The sequence below is a fragment of the Pedobacter duraquae genome (assembly GCF_004362245.1).
Classification (GTDB): domain Bacteria; phylum Bacteroidota; class Bacteroidia; order Sphingobacteriales; family Sphingobacteriaceae; genus Pedobacter; species Pedobacter duraquae.
Window position 1 is genome coordinate 1 of record NZ_SNWM01000001.1, and the last position, 17,096, is coordinate 17,096.

The following is a 17,096-nucleotide window of genomic DNA, read 5'->3' on the forward strand; positions in this document are numbered from 1 at the left end:
AGATTATTTTTTCAAACATAAAATAAAAGATAATACGTAGCGAAATGGCCAATGTGATTTACAATTGGCAATAAATTAAATAAGACGTATTAACCTAACTGTGGGGGTTGCCAAACCGAAATGGCTTTTGACATAGTTCCTGGAGTAATTAGCCCTGGATAGGTAGAACCAATAGCTTTTGTAAAAACGGTTAAAACCGCCTTGGAAGAGACCTGCCTAGCACTAGAGCAGCAGCTGCAGTTACAAAATGGCGGACAAGATTCCTGGTTGCACCGCTCACTTGAAGCATGGCTTTTTTGGATGATGACATGGGTTACTTTGGCAGCAACGTCCTCCCTGTCCTGACAAGGCAGGATAGTAAGAAGGGCACAGTATATGCTAAAGAGTAAAGCAAAGTATTTCATCCGGTGCAAAGGTAGTAAAACAAAGGCCAATGCTTAAATCTAATTTATATAAGGTATTATAAACAAAAATGCTAATCAAATACTCATCTCATTTTCTATCAAAAAAGGGTGGAATAGTGAGAATGATTATTGTTAAAATAACAATTTTTACTGTTTTGCCGAACCTACCTAATACGTCCCTGTGACTGCTGCAACTTTTTACGTCTCCGTTTCTCAGATTCCTCGGCAGAATCTGTCTGTGGAGATTCATAGGTAGGTTCCATCAAGATTTCCAATACCCCAATGCCAGCATCTTTTACAGTAGTTATCAAATCGGTAACATTGGCAAAAACTCCATCTGAAATTCCTTTCGTCAAACTATCTATACTGATATCTCTTGAAATGTCAATCGAGAGTTCGGAGATCATCTGCATCTGGGTTTTCTGTTCAGGAGTTCCGTTCTCCATAACATTTGCATAAATAAACTTATCCTTGAGCCCTCTTTCGAATTTGAATAAATTATCAAATACCTCCTCACCAGATTGTTTAAATGCACTACGGTTAAATTGCCCTAGTTTTGCAGAATGTTTTTCATTCTTCCCTTTTGAGGTATTTTGAGGACTAAGCTTAACTTTATTACTTAAATCTTTTCGACTCACAATCACTTGGACGTGCATTTGTCGTCCTTCTTTTCGATCACCCTTTTGCTTTGTTCCATTTTTTACTTCTTTATCTGTGTGCTTGTAGTAACGGTAGTTTTCAACCTTGCCAAACCATAAAAGATCGTTGTTGGTAATAATACCTGGCCTTTTGAAATTCTTAGCATACTCATCCATAACTTTTGCAGCAAATTCTTTGAGTTTTTCCTTTGCCCCATTATCCCCATATCGATTAAAAAGATGTTCCAGCTCCTTTTGGCTCGGACTGATATTAATCAGAAAAAACTTACTGTCGTCACGGCTAAGCTTAGCAATGTTATTATCGACCTTGACCCGAACCTCCTGTCTTCTGATATCGTTTCTTAAACCATTGAACCAGTTTTCGTAATCCGGTACTGAATTTTTCCCATTTTTCAGCTCATTCTCCTTTTCCAGGTAGTTGACCAAAGCTCCGCTGCTGCCTTTGTTATTTCCTGTTTCGGATGCTGTGATGTTGATATACATAGACTAAATATTTTCGAGGGATTTTCTAACATGGCTCTGCAGTTCCTCCTTTTTGGCAGCTGATACCGGCCATCCCAAAGATTCTCTCTGATTAATATAATAATTAAGTATCTCTCTAAAACTGGACTTCAGTTTGCTTTTTTCATTGTAGTATTGTTGAGTTCTAGCAATTTCTTTTTCCAGTTGCCCCATACGGTTAGAAAGTCGGTCACTTTTCTTTTCCTCTTTCTGTAGATGCTGCCAGATTATTTTGAAATATTCTGTATGCTCTTTAGCTATGATAGTAAGTCCGTTACTATCGGTAAACATAGGTAACAGAAAATCCTTTTCCTGCTTTTTGAAAAATGATATTATCCTGTTCACTCCGTTAACCAGCTCTTTCTTAAGTAGCTCGTCGTTGAAATCGATCGGGTCTTTTTTTGTACCATAAAAATAATTAACCATCTGTATAACCACCAGTTTTTTCGGTCTCCCCAGTTTCAACGAGATTTTTTCTAGTTTTTCATCAGTTGCTTTTGGATATCGCACAGACTTAACATTGATATCTTCCATTACCTATCTCCTTAAAAGTTCTTCTCCAATTCTATGTTAAGCATAACTTCACTTCCCAGCTTTGGATGCCATGAGGGCTTATATTTAATAAAGCCACTTTCTTTCAGCTCCTTGATATTTTTGTGGTATGTAGAAACAGACTTTATCCTTGAAAATCGCATAAGCGTTTTTCTACTTACATTAAATGGAAGTGTTACATCCTGATAATTACAACATTGAACCAATGCAATTAATATGCTTAAATGCGTTGGAAAAAAATGTGGCTGTTGTGATGCATGCGCAAAGTATCGACGCAATCCTTTGTGGTACAAGTTTTCATTTTTCGTCATTTCATTTCCCCTCCATCATCTTTTCAATTTTTTCCCTACTGTAAAACATAGTTCCCCCGACCTTGCGAAATGGCAAATTGCCATTGATGCGCAGGTTTTGTAATGTTCCAGGCGAAATATTTAGCATTTTCCTCACCTCAGCACTCCTCAGCCATGATTTATTTGAAGCACCACTATTAGTTTCTAAAATATTTTTCATTTCATTCAGCATTTCCGTCTTGAACTGCTGCAGATCATCCATTGTAATGATGTCCATCTTCATAATTAGCTCCTTTCCTTTTTGATATATGCACTAATGCACATATACATATATTTTTACATTTAAATATTCGGTATACCTCAAAGTATACCAATTACTGTTTTAATCGGCTTGAAAAGCCGACAAGTATCCCCGGAGGATACTTGAAGTCCCTGTAGCGATAGCTCAGGGCAAGCAAGTAGGGCCACTGCCCAACTTCCGCTTGCTCAGCCCCTGAAAAGGGGACTGACTTGCCTGAACCAGCTTTCTACCGCTAATAGCTGCTTCCCACAAAACCCTACAAGCTTTCCAACTGCCCCGTATTACGTGCTATGTCAGTAGTTTTTGCTATACATAAACCGTTGTTATGTGGATATATATCTATAGAGATATATAGCTATGTTGGTGGTATGATACCGTTCGTTGGGGAATTGATTTCTTCCGCGGTTTTCTTCCTTCCTGATCTTACCCATTCTAACAGTTCTACCATGGAGAAATAAAGTCTTTTGCCCCGCTTGTTCACAGGGATTTCCTTCCGGCTCACTTTGGTGTATAGCGTTGGTATGGACAGGCTGAGAAATTCGGCAGCTTGTCTGATGGTCAATAAATCGTCTCGGGGACGTTGGGGATTTTGCGACCTGTTTTCCAGCAACAGGTCTTTAATACAATCTACCTTTTCGTGCAGTGTACTAATGGCCTGCGGTAGTTCTTCAAATGTGTACTTCATAAGCGGTATCTTTTGTTTTGATACCACAATGTTAGCAGCTTGTTTTGTAGGGTTACAACACGTTAAACCGTATCCTTACCATTTCCCTACTAATATTTACTGTTTTTTTTGTTTCGGACCGTCGGAACCAGAAAAGGAACTTTGTCTTTCATCCTCACCTCTAAAATTGGTGATTTGCAGACCTTGGTATCGGAAGATATAATCGCACTGAGCCAGCCTTCCGAGTATTCGTTTACTTTATCTCCATTGCTATATAAGAAGTGTTTTAGGATCCATTTTTCAAGTTCCACTTTATTGCATCCAACAATCAGGTTTGCTTCATAAAGCTGCTTAAAAGCATCAGCAAGTTTATTACTGTTTCCGTTGAAGATCAACTGGCTTGCAGGTTGTTCGCCCGATTTTATCAGGGCAGCAAGTTTGTTAAAATGTTCCTCTGAAAAATAAGTCTTTATGAGTTGCAAAAAGTCATCTATATACTGATGATTGAATTTTGGCCGACCCGCATCGGGATTATATGGGATTTTTTGGGATAGCTCTGCCGTAGCATCTTCAACTTGTTCTGGGCTTTTCTGTTTGGCCATCCATTCCTCGAACGTTTCACGGGGATGCAGGATTTCATCAATTTCGCTGACCAGCTCACTTAGGAACTTATCCCTGATCTTTAAAGTATCGTGCAGACTTTCCACAAACTCATCACCTATATAAATATCCTTGTGGTCTGATTGCAGGTTGTTAACGATAAACAAATAATCGAGCTGGATCGAAAATATGAAGTTTCGGGGATATTCATCTCTAAACTCATTATAGTGCTCATGGAAATTTGTCCATATAAGTTTAAACCTTTCCTTTAATTTTTTGAGCTGTTCAAATTCTCTTTTTAAACTGGTGTCATTAAGGGACAGCAGATCAATTAACGCCATATCTTTTAATACCCTGATTTCACTTTTATAGGTAAAAGAATCATAATAATGGGTTTCGTGGGCGAGGCTATAGGCTTGCTTATTCTCATCTTCTTTTATGGGGCTCTTTAACTCGCTTTTTTTAACGATGAGTAGGTTGAAAGTTTGAATTTTAGATAAAAATTGAATTAAGCCAGTCATATTTAAGGGTTAGTATTTAAATACCAAAATATAGAAATTTATTTTAGGACTTTCTAATAGTCGGCTAGATGTTTAATATAAAAAATAAGCAGAATTAACGGATGAGGTTATTAAAATAAACGAAATAGCCTACCAGTGATTTGGCTATTTTATCCCCGAAGGGGCACCTTTTTGGGCGAAGTGGGAAAGCTGTTGTATGGGGCCAAAGTAAGTAATACGCTGACCTGTAATTACTGGTGCTGTCTAAATGTCTTATCAGGGTTTGTGGGTAACCTTAGCTTCGATTTCATCGAGGAAATTGAATTTGTCCCACTTGGTAAACCAATATTTTCCCCTCTTTTTTACAATTGATTAGATGATCTTGCTATATCCTTGCTGTTATCCCAAAAGCAACCAGTGCCTTTCTCTTAAATTTCGCATCAAGGAGTGGACATAACTAAACATCACATAAAGTAATCTGGCTTATGTATCCATAGGCAACTTTTTTTAGTGACGATTTCAAACCATACATCGATAATGTTGAATAGTGGAAAAATATTCGTAGCATATTGGCTGTTAAATACTATATTACGTACTTTCGTCAAAATTTAATGCTTTAAAGCGGCCGACACCATGAATCAGGAATTAATACTACGTTTATTTAAGACTATTGAGGGAGAACCTCAGGATGACATTGTCAAAGTAGCAGGTGTTATTATAGAATCCGAACGTCAAAAAGGACACCATAAATTGGCAGATCGTTTAAATTCTATTCTTAAAAGAAATGTACAATCGTCACAATCCCTGAAAGGTGAGTTGAAAACTATTTTTGGGGGAAGTGTAAGTATTCCGGTTGATAAACGCAAAAATGTACCATTGGCAACAGAGGTTTATCGTGATGACCTTCGGCATGAAATGATCCTTTCCAAAGAGATTGAAGCAAAAATTTCTCGCATAGAAAAAGAGTTCGTAGCCAGAGAACGTTTGGCAAATTTTGGATTGCAGCCCAGGAAGCGTATTCTTTTATACGGTAGCCCGGGATGTGGGAAAAGTATGGCAGCCGAACGTATTGCTTGGAATATCGGCCTTCCTTTTTTAAAAGTAAGGTTTGAGGCTATAGTTTCTTCTTACCTGGGGGAATCAGCTACAAATCTTACCAATATTTTTGCTGCCGTCGAACATTTTCCTTGCGTATTATTATTGGATGAATTTGATTTTATAGCCAAATCCAGAGACGGCAAACAAGATGTTGGAGAAATGCACCGGGTTGTAAATATCCTCTTGAATGTACTTGAAGACTATAAGGGTGAAGGAATTATCATAGCAACTACGAATTTACAGGGTATGTTGGACAAAGCGCTTTTTAGGAGGTTTGACGATATTATCGAAATGCCCAAACCAGGTCATCAGGAAATCGCCATGATACTGAAGGCAACTCTGGCAACAATAAAAATTTCAAGGCAGGTTAAGTTTGCGGAAATAGCCAAACAAATGGACAAGTTTTCTAGCGCGCTAATTGTTAAAATAGCAAATGATGCAGCAAAACTTGCAGTGATTGAAGGTAGAAATGAAGTAGAAGAGGCTGATTTCATGAACTCTTTAAAAGAAAACGAAAATTATCATCAATAAAACCAAATGCTCTCAAAATGGCGAAATTCCCACATTTGCCGCTCAAAACTATTTTAGACGGAAATTATAAATTTAAAGGCTTTCCTGGTAGTGGAAAAGCACCGCGGTCCTTACAGAATCTGGAAAACAGAAAGGCTCATGGTGACTCCTTGTCAAAAATGATTGAGGGTGTCGAACTGTTCAATAAAGATATTTTGCAATGGCGAGCGGAACAAGGCTTACCTGAGCTTCCAGACAGCGGAGTTATACCCGTGCTTTTGCAGGTAGACCCCAATGTTTTTGACATCGAAACGCTCAAAGGCTTCGGAATGGAAATTCTTGCCGAAGAAGAAAGAGGTTTTGTTTTAGGGGCAAGCGTAGATCAGTTCAAATCGTTCAAATCAAAAATAGAAGATTTTGAAAAGAATGAAAATAAAGGAACTGCGTTACTTTGGGAAATTGAACAAGGCAACCAATGGAGGCCCCAGTATATTCTCAGCGAAGAACTGTATTGGAAATGGCTTGATGGAGTTGAGGAAGAAGAGGAATTTGTAGTGGATATTTCAATTGCCTGTTATATCAAGAAAACAGAACAACCGACCCGCTCTGACCGAACTAACGAGAAGTCTTTCAAAAAGAGTTTATCCGCTTGGTATGAAAGGGCCTTCCTTGTGGACATTGCACATGATGAATTGGTGATGGAACGTCAAAGCCAGGTTCAGACCTTTATTGAGTTAGGTGGGGGTAATATAGTAGGTGAGTTTGTCGAATATCAGGACAGTTTTGGTTTTAGAGCTGAAATTTCCGGCCGGGCACTGAAAGATATTGTATTGAACTATCCTTATGTTTTTGAGATAGCTGAACATTGCGAAATGGACAGCCATACACTAACCCATGAAGATTTTGGCGAGGTAAACTGTACCATCCATACCCCTAGCAATGATTCGCCTAAGATATGTATTATAGATAGTGGCATTCAGCAAAACCACTTATTGTTAGCGCCTGCTATGCTTCCGGAAAGGTCGATAAATTTTGTTCCAAATGAAACCACCTTCGCAGATCAGGTTTCTAATGGTGGCCATGGAACTAAGGTAGCTGGTGCGATTTTATATGGTGCGGCTATACCTCGTGAAGGAGAGCTTCAGGCGCCGTTTTATCTTACCAACATGCGGGTTTTAGATGCGAATAAGGCAATGTCGAGTTTGCTATTTGAACCTGCGCTGATGCATACAATTGTAGATCAAAACACTGACACTACCCTTTTTAATCTTTCAATTAATGCGAGAATACCTTGTAGGACCAGACACATGTCCCAATGGGCATCGGCCATTGATATGATTTGCCATGAGGGAGAAAAAGTTTTCGTAGTATCTGCTGGCAATATCAATGACAGTAATCATTTGGCCAATAGGCCTGGTATCAAAGAACATTTGGCTGCCAATCGACATTACCCGAGCTATTTGCTTGAACCTTCATCAAGAATTGCAGACCCGGCCCAGAGTATATTTTCCATCACAGTGGGTTCTGTTTGTATTGATGGGTTTGATGATCCAGATCGAATGTCATTTGGTAAAAAGGACTTCCCTTCTTCTTTCTCCAGATCTGGATTGGGCATGTGGGGAGCAATTAAACCAGAGGTGGTCGAATATGGAGGAGACTGGATAAGAGAGAAAGCAGGCAGTAATCTTACTATAATTCCCGAAACCTCACCTGAACTTGTAAAAACTGGTCTGCACGGAGTAGGCCGCGTTGATATCGGAACTTCCTTCAGTGCGCCGAAAGTGACGCATATTTTAGGGCATCTTCAAAAGCTCTTCCCTAAAGAAAATGCGCTTTTCTATAAGGCTTTATTAATCCAATCCGCGCGTTTGCCCGAAGCGATCTTTCAAAATCCTCAATCAAGGCATTTGAGATACATGGGTTATGGCATTCCAAATTTAGATCGGGCTATCGACAATACCCCTTTTCGAATCACTTTTACCGAGAGTGGCAAAATAGCTGCAAAAAAAGCGAAAATTTTTTCTGTAAAAATTCCGCCGGAGTTGCGTAAGCAGGGTGAGGCTTATGATATTTTAATTGAGGTTTCGCTATGCTATTCTGCTGAACCTAGGAGAACAAGGAAAAACATCCGATCTTATTTATCTACCTGGCTGACATGGGACTCCAGTAAATTGGGACAAAGTGTACAGTCATTTCAGTCGGATGTGCTGAAAGATATGGTAGATAGTAGTTTGGATCAGGACGATCAAGAACCTGAGGACCCACACTCTATAAAATGGTGTATCTGGAGCCATAGTAATTGGGGGAAAATCAAGGACCTCAGGCGCCAGGCCAGTGCTAATCAAAAAGACTGGACTGTTTTGAAATCATTTGACTTGCCCAGCGAGCTTTCGTTTGCAGTCATTGGACGCAAAGGTTGGGAAAATGACCTGCATAAAGAGATTCCATATTCTTTTGTAGTAAGTTTTGAAATACTAAACGCAGAAATTGAAATATATGAAATTATGCAAAAGGTTAATATAGAAGTTCCCGTTAGGGCAACAACATAAAACACTGATTTATAAGCGTTTTGCATTTGATTTCAATAGGTAATGACCAACTGTTGCTGCGCCTGTATCATGTCTGCCTTGAAATTTCTTTTGGCTTTAGCGAATATCAAAATGGGACTTGTTCCCTGGAAATGAAACCAGCCTTTTGGCTGAATATTGCAGCAAGCCTTTTTTTGCCTCGTCATTGTGCTCCGAAAGTTCGATCGATCTGTGGAAGGTCGTCGAATGCCATAACGTTAATTTTTTATGGTCACAAGATAGCTAAACCCCGCAAATCTACAAGTCCAAAAGCAGATCCAGCAATGGCCTGTAGGTTAAAAGTTATCCTGCGGATGAAACTGCATGAGCTTTCCGTCAGGATTAATCCTCAAGGAATAATAGTTTCCGTTGTAGTAATGCCCCTTGTCGTTTTGAATATGAAAACCCTTGCCTTGATCCAGACGCTCTTCAATAGCCTGGTGGTTCTGCTCCAAAACAATATTGATGATGCGCCGGATGTCTTTGAGGGTATACTGGAAGCCTGTTCCCTGTCCCTTGGACGATCCGTTGATCAAAAAATCCTTATAATGTCTGAGATAGATATGGATAAAGCGTTCAAAGTCCCAATAGATCTGGTGCCTCCATCCCCATAGCGTCAGCACCTCGGATTCAAATCCGTAAATCAGTTTCATAAGTTCTCTCCATGCAGGTTCATTATAAACCTTAAGTTTATCGATATGCTTTTCCGCTATACCGAGATGACGGCATATAAATTTCGTTCGCTCCCTTCGCCTGTTTCCAAGAGCCCTATTGACCAGCTTGCGGGAAGTGCTGCCCTTTTCATCAACACTAGCATAGGTTTTGAACAAAGTGAGCACTACATCATCAAAAAAATATCCGGTATCGGGGTCGATCAAATATTGCTGCTTATCTCCTTCGGTTATGCGCTGGCGATCCAACAATAACATCAGGGCATAATATTGCCTTTTCTCTCCGGCAATCAATGGGATGCCTTCTTTGATCCGGTTATTGAAATTCATGTACTGCATGCGCTCACCGTCAAGTAGACTGGGACTAAAATCAAGGGTAATCGTATTAGGAATATCCTTGGTCTGAGTATTATCATACTGATTGGCAATCGGACCAAGGTCCATGGTACTTAAGCTCCTGATATCGTGCACGTAAAAACCATCCGACTTTAATAGTTTATTGGTTTCCGGATCTTGCAGCGCGCCGTCCAAAATGATCAGGCCATCCTCGTATGGAATTTCCCCGGAATTGGTCTGCGCCTTCAGTGCAGCACGTTGGGAAGGCGTATATATAATATAGCCATATACGGTGGATCCGTACTTATTGAATGCTTCTGATCCGAACTTGAAATCAAAAATAGCATACCGGTCGTATTGGCCGATCTGCATGAATATCGTTTGTAGCGAATACTTAAGTTCTTCTTTCATGGATGACTGAGCGGGCTATAGAAGTTAATGCTTAGGCTCTAAGGTAAGAATTTGAGTATAGAATTTAGCGACATAAGGATGCTAATCTTCCTATCAGTCACTATGATCCGAGATTTTCTTCAAGATGAATAATATACGGCTAAAACATTAATCCATTTTATTTAAGTTGGTGTAAATCCAGAATAAAAATTTGTGGGTATCGTATTCCTACACTAAGTCCTTCGTAAAGTATTGCCTCGACTCTACATCTCCTTGTCTTTCGTAAAACCGATGGGCCTCATTTCTTCTGATGATGTAATGAACCTGTACCCGTTAGCAGCAACGTCTCTTTGATTGTTCTACGCAATATTTCTCCAGCTATTTTCCAACTCCCATACTTCGATACTTTTCGTCCACAGAGAAGTAACTGATGATGGCAAAATCACCTTCATTGCTTTTAAGCTTCCAATTCTTTCTTTTTGTCCCGCTTGGTTTCTTTAACGAAGCCCCAGTAGACCATGTAAGCTGCAAGACCTGCTATTATAATTGGTAGTAGAAAGTCTTTCCAGGCATCGTATGATGGAACTATATCAGAAAGTATGCAAGTTAGAATTGCATTCAAAACAGTATATGAAATTATAAACTTAAGAGATTATTTTATGTTATGTGTAATTATGCCCGAGTAATTTGGAATGTTTTTAGTTCATAGAAACTGGTTTGCATTTCTGCAGAGCAGGTAACGAGTGAAAAACGGGCAATATTTGAATCATATAGCGCAACATTATCCTGTATCGCCAAATCTACCGCTAATTGCGAAGCTGTAGCAAAAACATAGATAGGTTTCTTCGCTAAAAATAAGTTATAAAATTCCTCACTTGTCAAATTATCCACGGATCTTCCTTTAGTGACCAGCGCATCGTAAATACCGTTAAAAAAAGTACGCTGCTTAGCGGAAATTGCCTGGCTGAGTCTGCGGGCGCTAATCAAGATTTGATTGGTAAGTTCTCTCACTCTTGAAGTAAAACTGTGCTTAACATGGATCAGATATACTTCATTAGCGGTTATATGCAAGATATCACAAAGTTCAACTCCATCGATAATAACAGTGTCGCATACTATGTAACCGGGCATATTGTCATAGAGCATATTGTAGGATCCTTCTTTGCTAAATTTCATTTTGACGGTATCAAAAGTCCAGCTTTCGCTCAAAATACCGGATGTCAGACGTGAACTTTTCATTATTCTTTCTGTCTGAGCCATCAAACTTTCTACAAAAGTATCTTTTAGAAGGTACCATTTACCATCTACCAAAAAAACAGCGTCACCACGCCATGAAAACTCGGCGTTGAAATGGAACATAAACCCTGAGCTTGCCGTCTGCTTGTTCCCAACATAACATTGGATATTGACGCCATATAAATACGCAATAATTTTACCCTCATTATTTCCATTCAACTCATAAGCCCGCTCAATTACTTTCCTGTAAAGTTCAGCTTTGTCATATACCGTTGCGAAATGCCCATCCTTTTTCTTGCCTGTTTCAGTTTTTTCGACAAGATCATAATGATCGGCTTCATAGAAGGCTTCAATTTTATTTGGATTGCAGAAGTCAAACTCAAATATATCACGTGGATCGATGCTTGTACGCAGTAGATATGGTATATTGTTATAAATTTTTTCCCTCAATAATCCATTAAGTTCTTCCAGTACTAACCTATCGCGGATGTGAATATAGGAACTTAAATAATCTTTTGGAGCCAGCGTCATTATGGTGCTGAGCTCACCGACAATTTGATGCAATTTTTCAAAATCTACCTCCTTATTGATTTTAAATCCAGCACCCGCCACAATCTGCAACTTTTCAGCTGTCTTAGCTAATAAAAACGAAAAATATTCGTCACTTGTGGTACTGGAGAGGCGGATATGAAGTTCCTTTGGGATTTTGCCAAATTGCAAATAATTTATCATTCTGTAATTGTCCCTATATTGTTCGCTTAAGCCTGCTCGCTGCCCTGTCATCCCCCTGGATTTAGTTGATGTAGCCTCATCCTCTTCCAGAGAGATAATTTTGTCGTAGGTCAAAAGTCCGTAAAGGTGGTCGATAAAATTTGCAATCAACCAATATGCCGAGCCTCCAACTATTGCAAATAACTCATGCTCCGTTTCCATAAACAATACCAGATTCACTTTGGTCTGCTGAAATTCTGCACCTTCCTTTAATTCATTAGGAAGAAAAGTCGACCAGTCCGAATCTTTGTCGGCAACACGATATTGATAAAGGTAGTAGGTAAATTCATTTTTCTGAACGCTGGGAATTCTGAGTTGAGACTGATCCAACGGACGGTTCCGTTTCTGATATGATCTCAAAATTATGTGCCTAATAATTGTCATGGTATCGGGCAGGCCCCGCAATGATCCATGAGTTTTATCGATTTTAAATATGTTGGGTACTATTGTCATTGAGCGTATTATTTTGAGGGGTTAAATCTGATTTTTACATCATAAGGTCTTTAGTGTATTCGTCAATCAATTGACCGACAATCTCCATTTACAGTTGTCTTTCATCAATGGCTTTCCTTGATGAATGTTTTGCATTGTGTGGAGTTGAATTTGTCTATAAATTTTAACAGAAAATCTTAAGCTGTGCACCCACAGAGGATACACTGTTCCAGGTTGAGCGTAGCAGGTAAACTAATTGAATAATCTCGGGTTTGACATCCGTAATATCGGATTTATTGATTTCTTTTTTGAAGGCATTGTAATCAAACATATCTCCAACAACAAGCCAAACCTCCCGGGATGTACTTGGATTTGATATCATTTCCTTATACTTAGCGTAAAATGCATTCGCAGTAATATTTTTTGTGATAATGCGACTATTGACCGTGCCAATCGGTGCGAACGTCCAGGGTTTGCCCCATTTGGTTATATTCGCCTGAGGTCGCTTATCAAAGTATGGCGTGAGGTAATCCAGGTTCTTGGTGGCCTGCCCGCAAACCTCCTGAAATACGGTAGCGGATAATGTCGCCGTAGATGCCTTAGCGTGGATGAATACCAATCGCTTTCCGTCGGGATCTAGCGCAATAAAGTCTCCAATTTCACTGTTCAAATCATCACATACCAAATATTTGAAACCAAAAAGGTTTTCCAGAACGGCATCTCCATACCCTGCCGCCTGTCTGCCAATCAAGCCAAAAAGAGTATCCTTATGCCAAAGATCCCCCGAAATTGGGAGGGTTGCTGAGTTACCTTTTTCACTGGTAATTTTTGAAATACAAGCATGTGGATTGAATATTTGTTTAATATCCAGATCTCGTTTTTTACTTATCAGATTTGCTCCAGGCCTGAAAAAAAACTTATTGGCATAAATATATTCATTCCCTTTGATCACTACCCGGAAAGACTGATTTGTATTCAGATAAGCGAGCATACCGTCTTCATCTGCGAAACGGCTATTAAGCATTTCATCGAGCTCGCCACAGAGAAGTTGAAACCGCTTCTTGTCGGCAAGATAGTTCAGTTGAAAAACGAAATCCATACCATTGATTCTGAGCCTGAATTCATCATTTTCCACCAGAGCGCAAAGATCATCAAAAACAACGGCTTGGTTATCAGGGCCAAAGCTAAAGCTTTCCAGAAGCTCATCTTCTACATCCAATAAGATAGCCGCTCCCCTAACACTATCCGGAGGATCAACCCTGCTAGCAAATCTCGCCATAAAATTATCGATAGCTGCAGTATTCACATTTGCACTCAACTGTCCATCGATCTTATCGATCCAGGCATTCATATCCTCAAAAGAAATCCTTTTTCCGGTTGCATCAGTAATGCGGCCATTTTGAAAACCGATATATCGCCGCTTGGTTTCATTCCCATCCCGCACCTTCCCCTCAAGCCTGGCAGCAAAAAAGGAATGGTCCGCAAGTCCGGGTGCGGTATATTCAATGGCTCCAGCCTGAAGTTCTTTACTCCGCACATTCCTACCCCCGATATCAGTATTCATTAGGAAAATCTTATTGACATTTCTCTTATCCTTAAAAAGCTTCACCAATGTCTCTCGGGTCACTGGAAGAAGTTCTTCAATCTGGCGCATGGGATTGTTCTGCATACTATCGTAATAAAATACCCGCTTTTCATCTACCCTTAGCATGGTAATACCCAGGGTCTGCTCAATAAAAATTCCATCCCTCACCAAAGGCGAGTTTTCGTATTTGATATAGAGGATAAGTAGGCAGTTGTTCCCTACCACATCATGTTTGAGAATTGAATAATCCCTTTTGCTCCACTCTTCAAGAAGCGCCGCGGCAAGATCCTGAAAACCAAGTGTTCCATCTTGAAAATAGGCATTTAGCTTTTTCTGAAAGAAAATACTCTCACATAGTGAAATCGCACTCACATCTACCAAATCCCGAAAAGCACCGTCAAAATAAAGCGTAGAGGCCTCCTTGTTTACCCGGAGTACATCGGTTATATCAAAAAGTTTCTTGCGGCTATCCACCATCTTATCATACTCCAGATAACTTCTCCATTCGTTTTTGAGTTTCACTTCATCCGTGCAGAACAGATAGGCTTTTTGATCTGGTTTTAGGCTCGGATTTCGCAGCACGCGCCCCACCTGCTGTACCAGTAGCCTTGAACTTTTAAAAGGTGCATAAATTGCCACAATGCAAAAGTCCGGATTATCTATTCCCTCAATCAGCTTGAACTGATGAATGAAAAAATCATAATTCTGCTGAAGAGAATTATCCGGAACCTGCGAGAGCAGATCGTCTTTATCCTTAAAGTTTTGATGAATACCAGCAACCCTTTTTTTGAGTTTTTTGAGTGATGCGACCATTTTTTCTATTTCCGACTGGCTCTCACAGCGGATGATCACCTTTGGATTTTCAATTCCCTGGGCAATCAAATCTCCACTAACTTTATTGATGGCAGAAAGTAAGCCATTAACAAAAGTAACCGGATTGAGTACTGCGGTCTCTACTTTTTGTATTTCGATCCTGCGCAGGATATTCAGCTGCTCACAGTAACTATGCTCAAGTGAAAAGAATCTAGTTTTATCAATATTGAATACTTTATAATCATTTCGATAAGGAGTGGCTGAAAAAAGAACTGTCGGCTTTTTGAAACTTCTCACCGTTTCTCCCCAAGTATAGGCCGGTTCTTTGTGGCCTTCATCGAAAATAATGCAGTCGGTATTATTCCTCAGGTAATCAAAATTTACAGGTGAATTCACCGAAACCGTTTGCAGCGCCTGTATGGTAGTTACGACAATAAAGGAATTATCTGTTATCGCCTGGATAACGCTATCGGCATCTGTTGGCAAAAGCGCCTCGATAACTTTTTGAGCTAGGCTGTTACTATCCACGCCGATCTTAGTCCAAAACCGCTCTTTGATTTCGGCTAAGATTTGGAACTTAAGCGCCGTGCTTGGCGTGATGATAATGAAATTCTTATCCGGAGCTGCTACGCGGCAAAGTGCGGAAAAGACCCCTGTCTTGCCTGTTCCGGTAGGCATTTTTACCAGGAACGCCTTTGACTCAAATCCTTCGATATAATCTATAATGTCTTTTAGCGCATCTTTTTGATGTTGCCATAGTTGGAGGCTGTTAACAGCAAGTATTCTATTTTCTTTTTTCATGAGCGTTATTCTAATCTTTCTGTCGTTAGCAGAAGGATTAAAGATAAAAAATGATAAGCGTTTTTCAATTTATTCATAGGACTCAACGCGGTTGAACTTAAAAAATGATGATGACAATAATTTTTACCTCCTACACTTCATCAAGGAGCACTATCATTTGAGCTAAAATAATAATCAGCACCCTGTATATATTTTGCGAGCAGAAAGTTTCTTCAAACAGCCACTAATCCCATTGAGGTAAGTAACAACTAGATTATTCTTTAATCCAGCCTTTTCACACAACAATATACAGTTCAGCGCAAAGTTAACAAAGTATCCTTCAACTGGATTACGGTTTTCCCTAATCCTTTCATTAACCACTAGGCAAGACTTTCCTCTAAAATAAAATAAAAAAATCCTATAATAATGGCTGTTGAATTTTAAGCATATAAATTACTTATTTTTAAGTATGAAAAAGCTTTTAATCCGTGACAAAAAAGGTATATCAAAAATTCAGCTTTTCTCTGAAAAATTCAGTGGTTCCTGAGTCGACACAATAAATATAACAGCCTTAAATGCACAGCGAAACTGTGAGGTGAGTTCCAATTCCGATGACATCATTGGTTCGATCTTTCCGGAAAAATGGAGAATTTTAGATTTTGAAGGTCGAACCTCAATTACAAGTCCGGCAGCACGCCTAAAATAACTGTTAACAAGGATTTAGAGCATAAAAAAACCGGAAAGAATGTTTCGAAAAACTATCTTTCCGGCTCGGTACCCCCGGACGTACTGAAATCGAACCAGTTTATGGAAGAATTGGGTGTAATAGCTTCATTACCAATGTGATAAATATGTGTGTATATTTTTGCATGCAGAATTCATTTTTCGCCTAATCAACTAAAATCTTGATCCGCGGCCGTCTGCAGGGTTACGATTGTTATTAAAGTTATTTCACGCTTTTATACACTTCATCTGTCACCGCTTCATCCCAATTCACAATTCCTTTTTCTGTATTGGGAACGATGTACAATTGCTGTAAACCTACATCGGCACTTGCTCCGTGCCAGTGGCGAACGTTTGGTGGACATTTTACTACACTTCCCTTTTTAATAATTTCGACAGGCTGACCTTCAATTTGATGATAACCTACTCCATCGGTAATGATTAAGATTTGGCCGGCAGGATGACTGTGCCAATTGCTTCTTGCACCGGGTTCGAAATATACATTTCCAACAGCAGTGGTAAAAGTGCTGTCTGCGTCTACTAAGCCAATATTATAAGCATTTCCAGTAAACGTTTTGCTTGGCCCTTTTTCTCCCTTTGGGAAAATTTCTGTTAGCTCGATTTTATCCGATTTCATATCTTTTTTGTTTTGATTGCAGGCCATCAATATCAATGATGTAAAAATCGCCAGCATGGTGTGTTTGATATTCATT

Annotated in this window: 13 protein-coding genes; 2 read left to right on the forward strand and 11 right to left on the reverse strand. The window is 39.5% G+C overall.

Annotated elements, in window-relative coordinates:
* Positions 1-89: 89 nt before the first annotated feature.
* From CLV32_RS23445 to CLV32_RS00025, 6 genes are all read right to left on the reverse strand, one after another.
* Positions 90-404, reverse strand: coding sequence for a DUF6660 family protein (locus tag CLV32_RS23445; RefSeq protein ID WP_394346165.1), 315 nt, complete (start codon positions 402-404; stop codon positions 90-92).
* A 164-nt stretch (positions 405-568) separates the two neighbouring features.
* Positions 569-1,546: a DUF5712 family protein gene (locus CLV32_RS00005; RefSeq protein ID WP_133551275.1), complete on the reverse strand. Its 978-nt coding sequence runs from the start codon at positions 1,544-1,546 to the stop codon at positions 569-571.
* Between the two features lie 3 nt (positions 1,547-1,549).
* The gene (locus CLV32_RS00010) at positions 1,550-2,098 is read right to left on the reverse strand and encodes a BfmA/BtgA family mobilization protein (RefSeq protein WP_133551276.1); all 549 of its coding nucleotides are present in this window, start codon (positions 2,096-2,098) and stop codon (positions 1,550-1,552) included.
* A 330-nt stretch (positions 2,099-2,428) separates the two neighbouring features.
* Positions 2,429-2,683 carry a helix-turn-helix domain-containing protein gene (locus CLV32_RS00015; protein ID WP_317130221.1) on the reverse strand — a complete coding sequence of 85 codons (255 nt, stop codon included), beginning with the start codon at positions 2,681-2,683 and terminating at the stop codon, positions 2,429-2,431.
* A 379-nt stretch (positions 2,684-3,062) separates the two neighbouring features.
* A complete protein-coding gene (locus CLV32_RS00020) occupies positions 3,063-3,392 on the reverse strand; it encodes a helix-turn-helix domain-containing protein (RefSeq protein ID WP_133551278.1) in 330 nt (109 codons plus the stop codon).
* Between the two features lie 89 nt (positions 3,393-3,481).
* Positions 3,482-4,492, reverse strand: a complete 1,011-nt coding sequence (locus CLV32_RS00025) for a hypothetical protein (protein ID WP_133551279.1) — start codon at positions 4,490-4,492, stop codon at positions 3,482-3,484.
* Between the two features lie 612 nt (positions 4,493-5,104).
* On the opposite strand from CLV32_RS00025, the gene CLV32_RS00030 reads away from it, so the two are divergent.
* Positions 5,105-6,100, forward strand: a complete 996-nt coding sequence (locus CLV32_RS00030) for an AAA family ATPase (RefSeq protein WP_133551280.1) — start codon at positions 5,105-5,107, stop codon at positions 6,098-6,100.
* Positions 6,101-6,117: 17 nt separating this feature from the next.
* Complete coding sequence (locus tag CLV32_RS00035) at positions 6,118-8,628, forward strand: S8 family peptidase (protein WP_133551281.1); 2,511 nt, start codon at positions 6,118-6,120, stop codon at positions 8,626-8,628.
* A gap of 314 nt (positions 8,629-8,942) precedes the next feature.
* Here CLV32_RS00035 and CLV32_RS00040 read toward each other — a convergent pair whose 3' ends face one another.
* The 5 genes from CLV32_RS00040 to CLV32_RS00055 all read right to left on the reverse strand — a co-directional run bounded on the left by CLV32_RS00040 (position 8,943) and on the right by CLV32_RS00055 (position 17,095).
* Positions 8,943-10,064: a hypothetical protein gene (locus CLV32_RS00040; protein WP_133551282.1), complete on the reverse strand. Its 1,122-nt coding sequence runs from the start codon at positions 10,062-10,064 to the stop codon at positions 8,943-8,945.
* 357 nt (positions 10,065-10,421) lie between these two features.
* Entirely contained in the window at positions 10,422-10,574 is a 153-nt protein-coding gene (locus tag CLV32_RS23010; protein WP_166641839.1) for a hypothetical protein, read from the reverse strand.
* 141 nt (positions 10,575-10,715) lie between these two features.
* Complete coding sequence (locus CLV32_RS00045; protein WP_166641840.1) at positions 10,716-12,410, reverse strand: DUF6119 family protein; 1,695 nt, start codon at positions 12,408-12,410, stop codon at positions 10,716-10,718.
* A gap of 256 nt (positions 12,411-12,666) precedes the next feature.
* The gene (locus CLV32_RS00050; protein WP_133551284.1) at positions 12,667-15,681 is read right to left on the reverse strand and encodes a DEAD/DEAH box helicase; all 3,015 of its coding nucleotides are present in this window, start codon (positions 15,679-15,681) and stop codon (positions 12,667-12,669) included.
* A gap of 925 nt (positions 15,682-16,606) precedes the next feature.
* Positions 16,607-17,095 (reverse strand): cupin domain-containing protein, encoded by a 489-nt coding sequence (locus tag CLV32_RS00055; RefSeq protein WP_208110926.1) that lies wholly within the window; start codon positions 17,093-17,095, stop codon positions 16,607-16,609.
* Position 17,096 lies beyond the last annotated feature (1 nt).

Excerpts from the sequence above, each read along its gene's own strand:
- CLV32_RS23445 (WP_394346165.1), bottom strand. The coding sequence starts at position 404 with ATGAAATACTTTGCTTTACTCTTTAGCATATACTGTGCCCTTCTTACT.
- CLV32_RS00005 (WP_133551275.1), bottom strand. The coding sequence starts at position 1,546 with ATGTATATCAACATCACAGCATCCGAAACAGGAAATAACAAAGGCAGC.
- CLV32_RS00010 (WP_133551276.1), bottom strand. The coding sequence starts at position 2,098 with ATGGAAGATATCAATGTTAAGTCTGTGCGATATCCAAAAGCAACTGAT.
- CLV32_RS00015 (WP_317130221.1), bottom strand. The coding sequence starts at position 2,683 with ATGGACATCATTACAATGGATGATCTGCAGCAGTTCAAGACGGAAATG.
- CLV32_RS00020 (WP_133551278.1), bottom strand. The coding sequence starts at position 3,392 with ATGAAGTACACATTTGAAGAACTACCGCAGGCCATTAGTACACTGCAC.
- CLV32_RS00025 (WP_133551279.1), bottom strand. The coding sequence starts at position 4,492 with ATGACTGGCTTAATTCAATTTTTATCTAAAATTCAAACTTTCAACCTA.
- CLV32_RS00030 (WP_133551280.1), top strand. The coding sequence starts at position 5,105 with ATGAATCAGGAATTAATACTACGTTTATTTAAGACTATTGAGGGAGAA.
- CLV32_RS00035 (WP_133551281.1), top strand. The coding sequence starts at position 6,118 with ATGGCGAAATTCCCACATTTGCCGCTCAAAACTATTTTAGACGGAAAT.
- CLV32_RS00040 (WP_133551282.1), bottom strand. The coding sequence starts at position 10,064 with ATGAAAGAAGAACTTAAGTATTCGCTACAAACGATATTCATGCAGATC.
- CLV32_RS00050 (WP_133551284.1), bottom strand. The coding sequence starts at position 15,681 with ATGAAAAAAGAAAATAGAATACTTGCTGTTAACAGCCTCCAACTATGG.
- CLV32_RS00055 (WP_208110926.1), bottom strand. The coding sequence starts at position 17,095 with ATGAATATCAAACACACCATGCTGGCGATTTTTACATCATTGATATTG.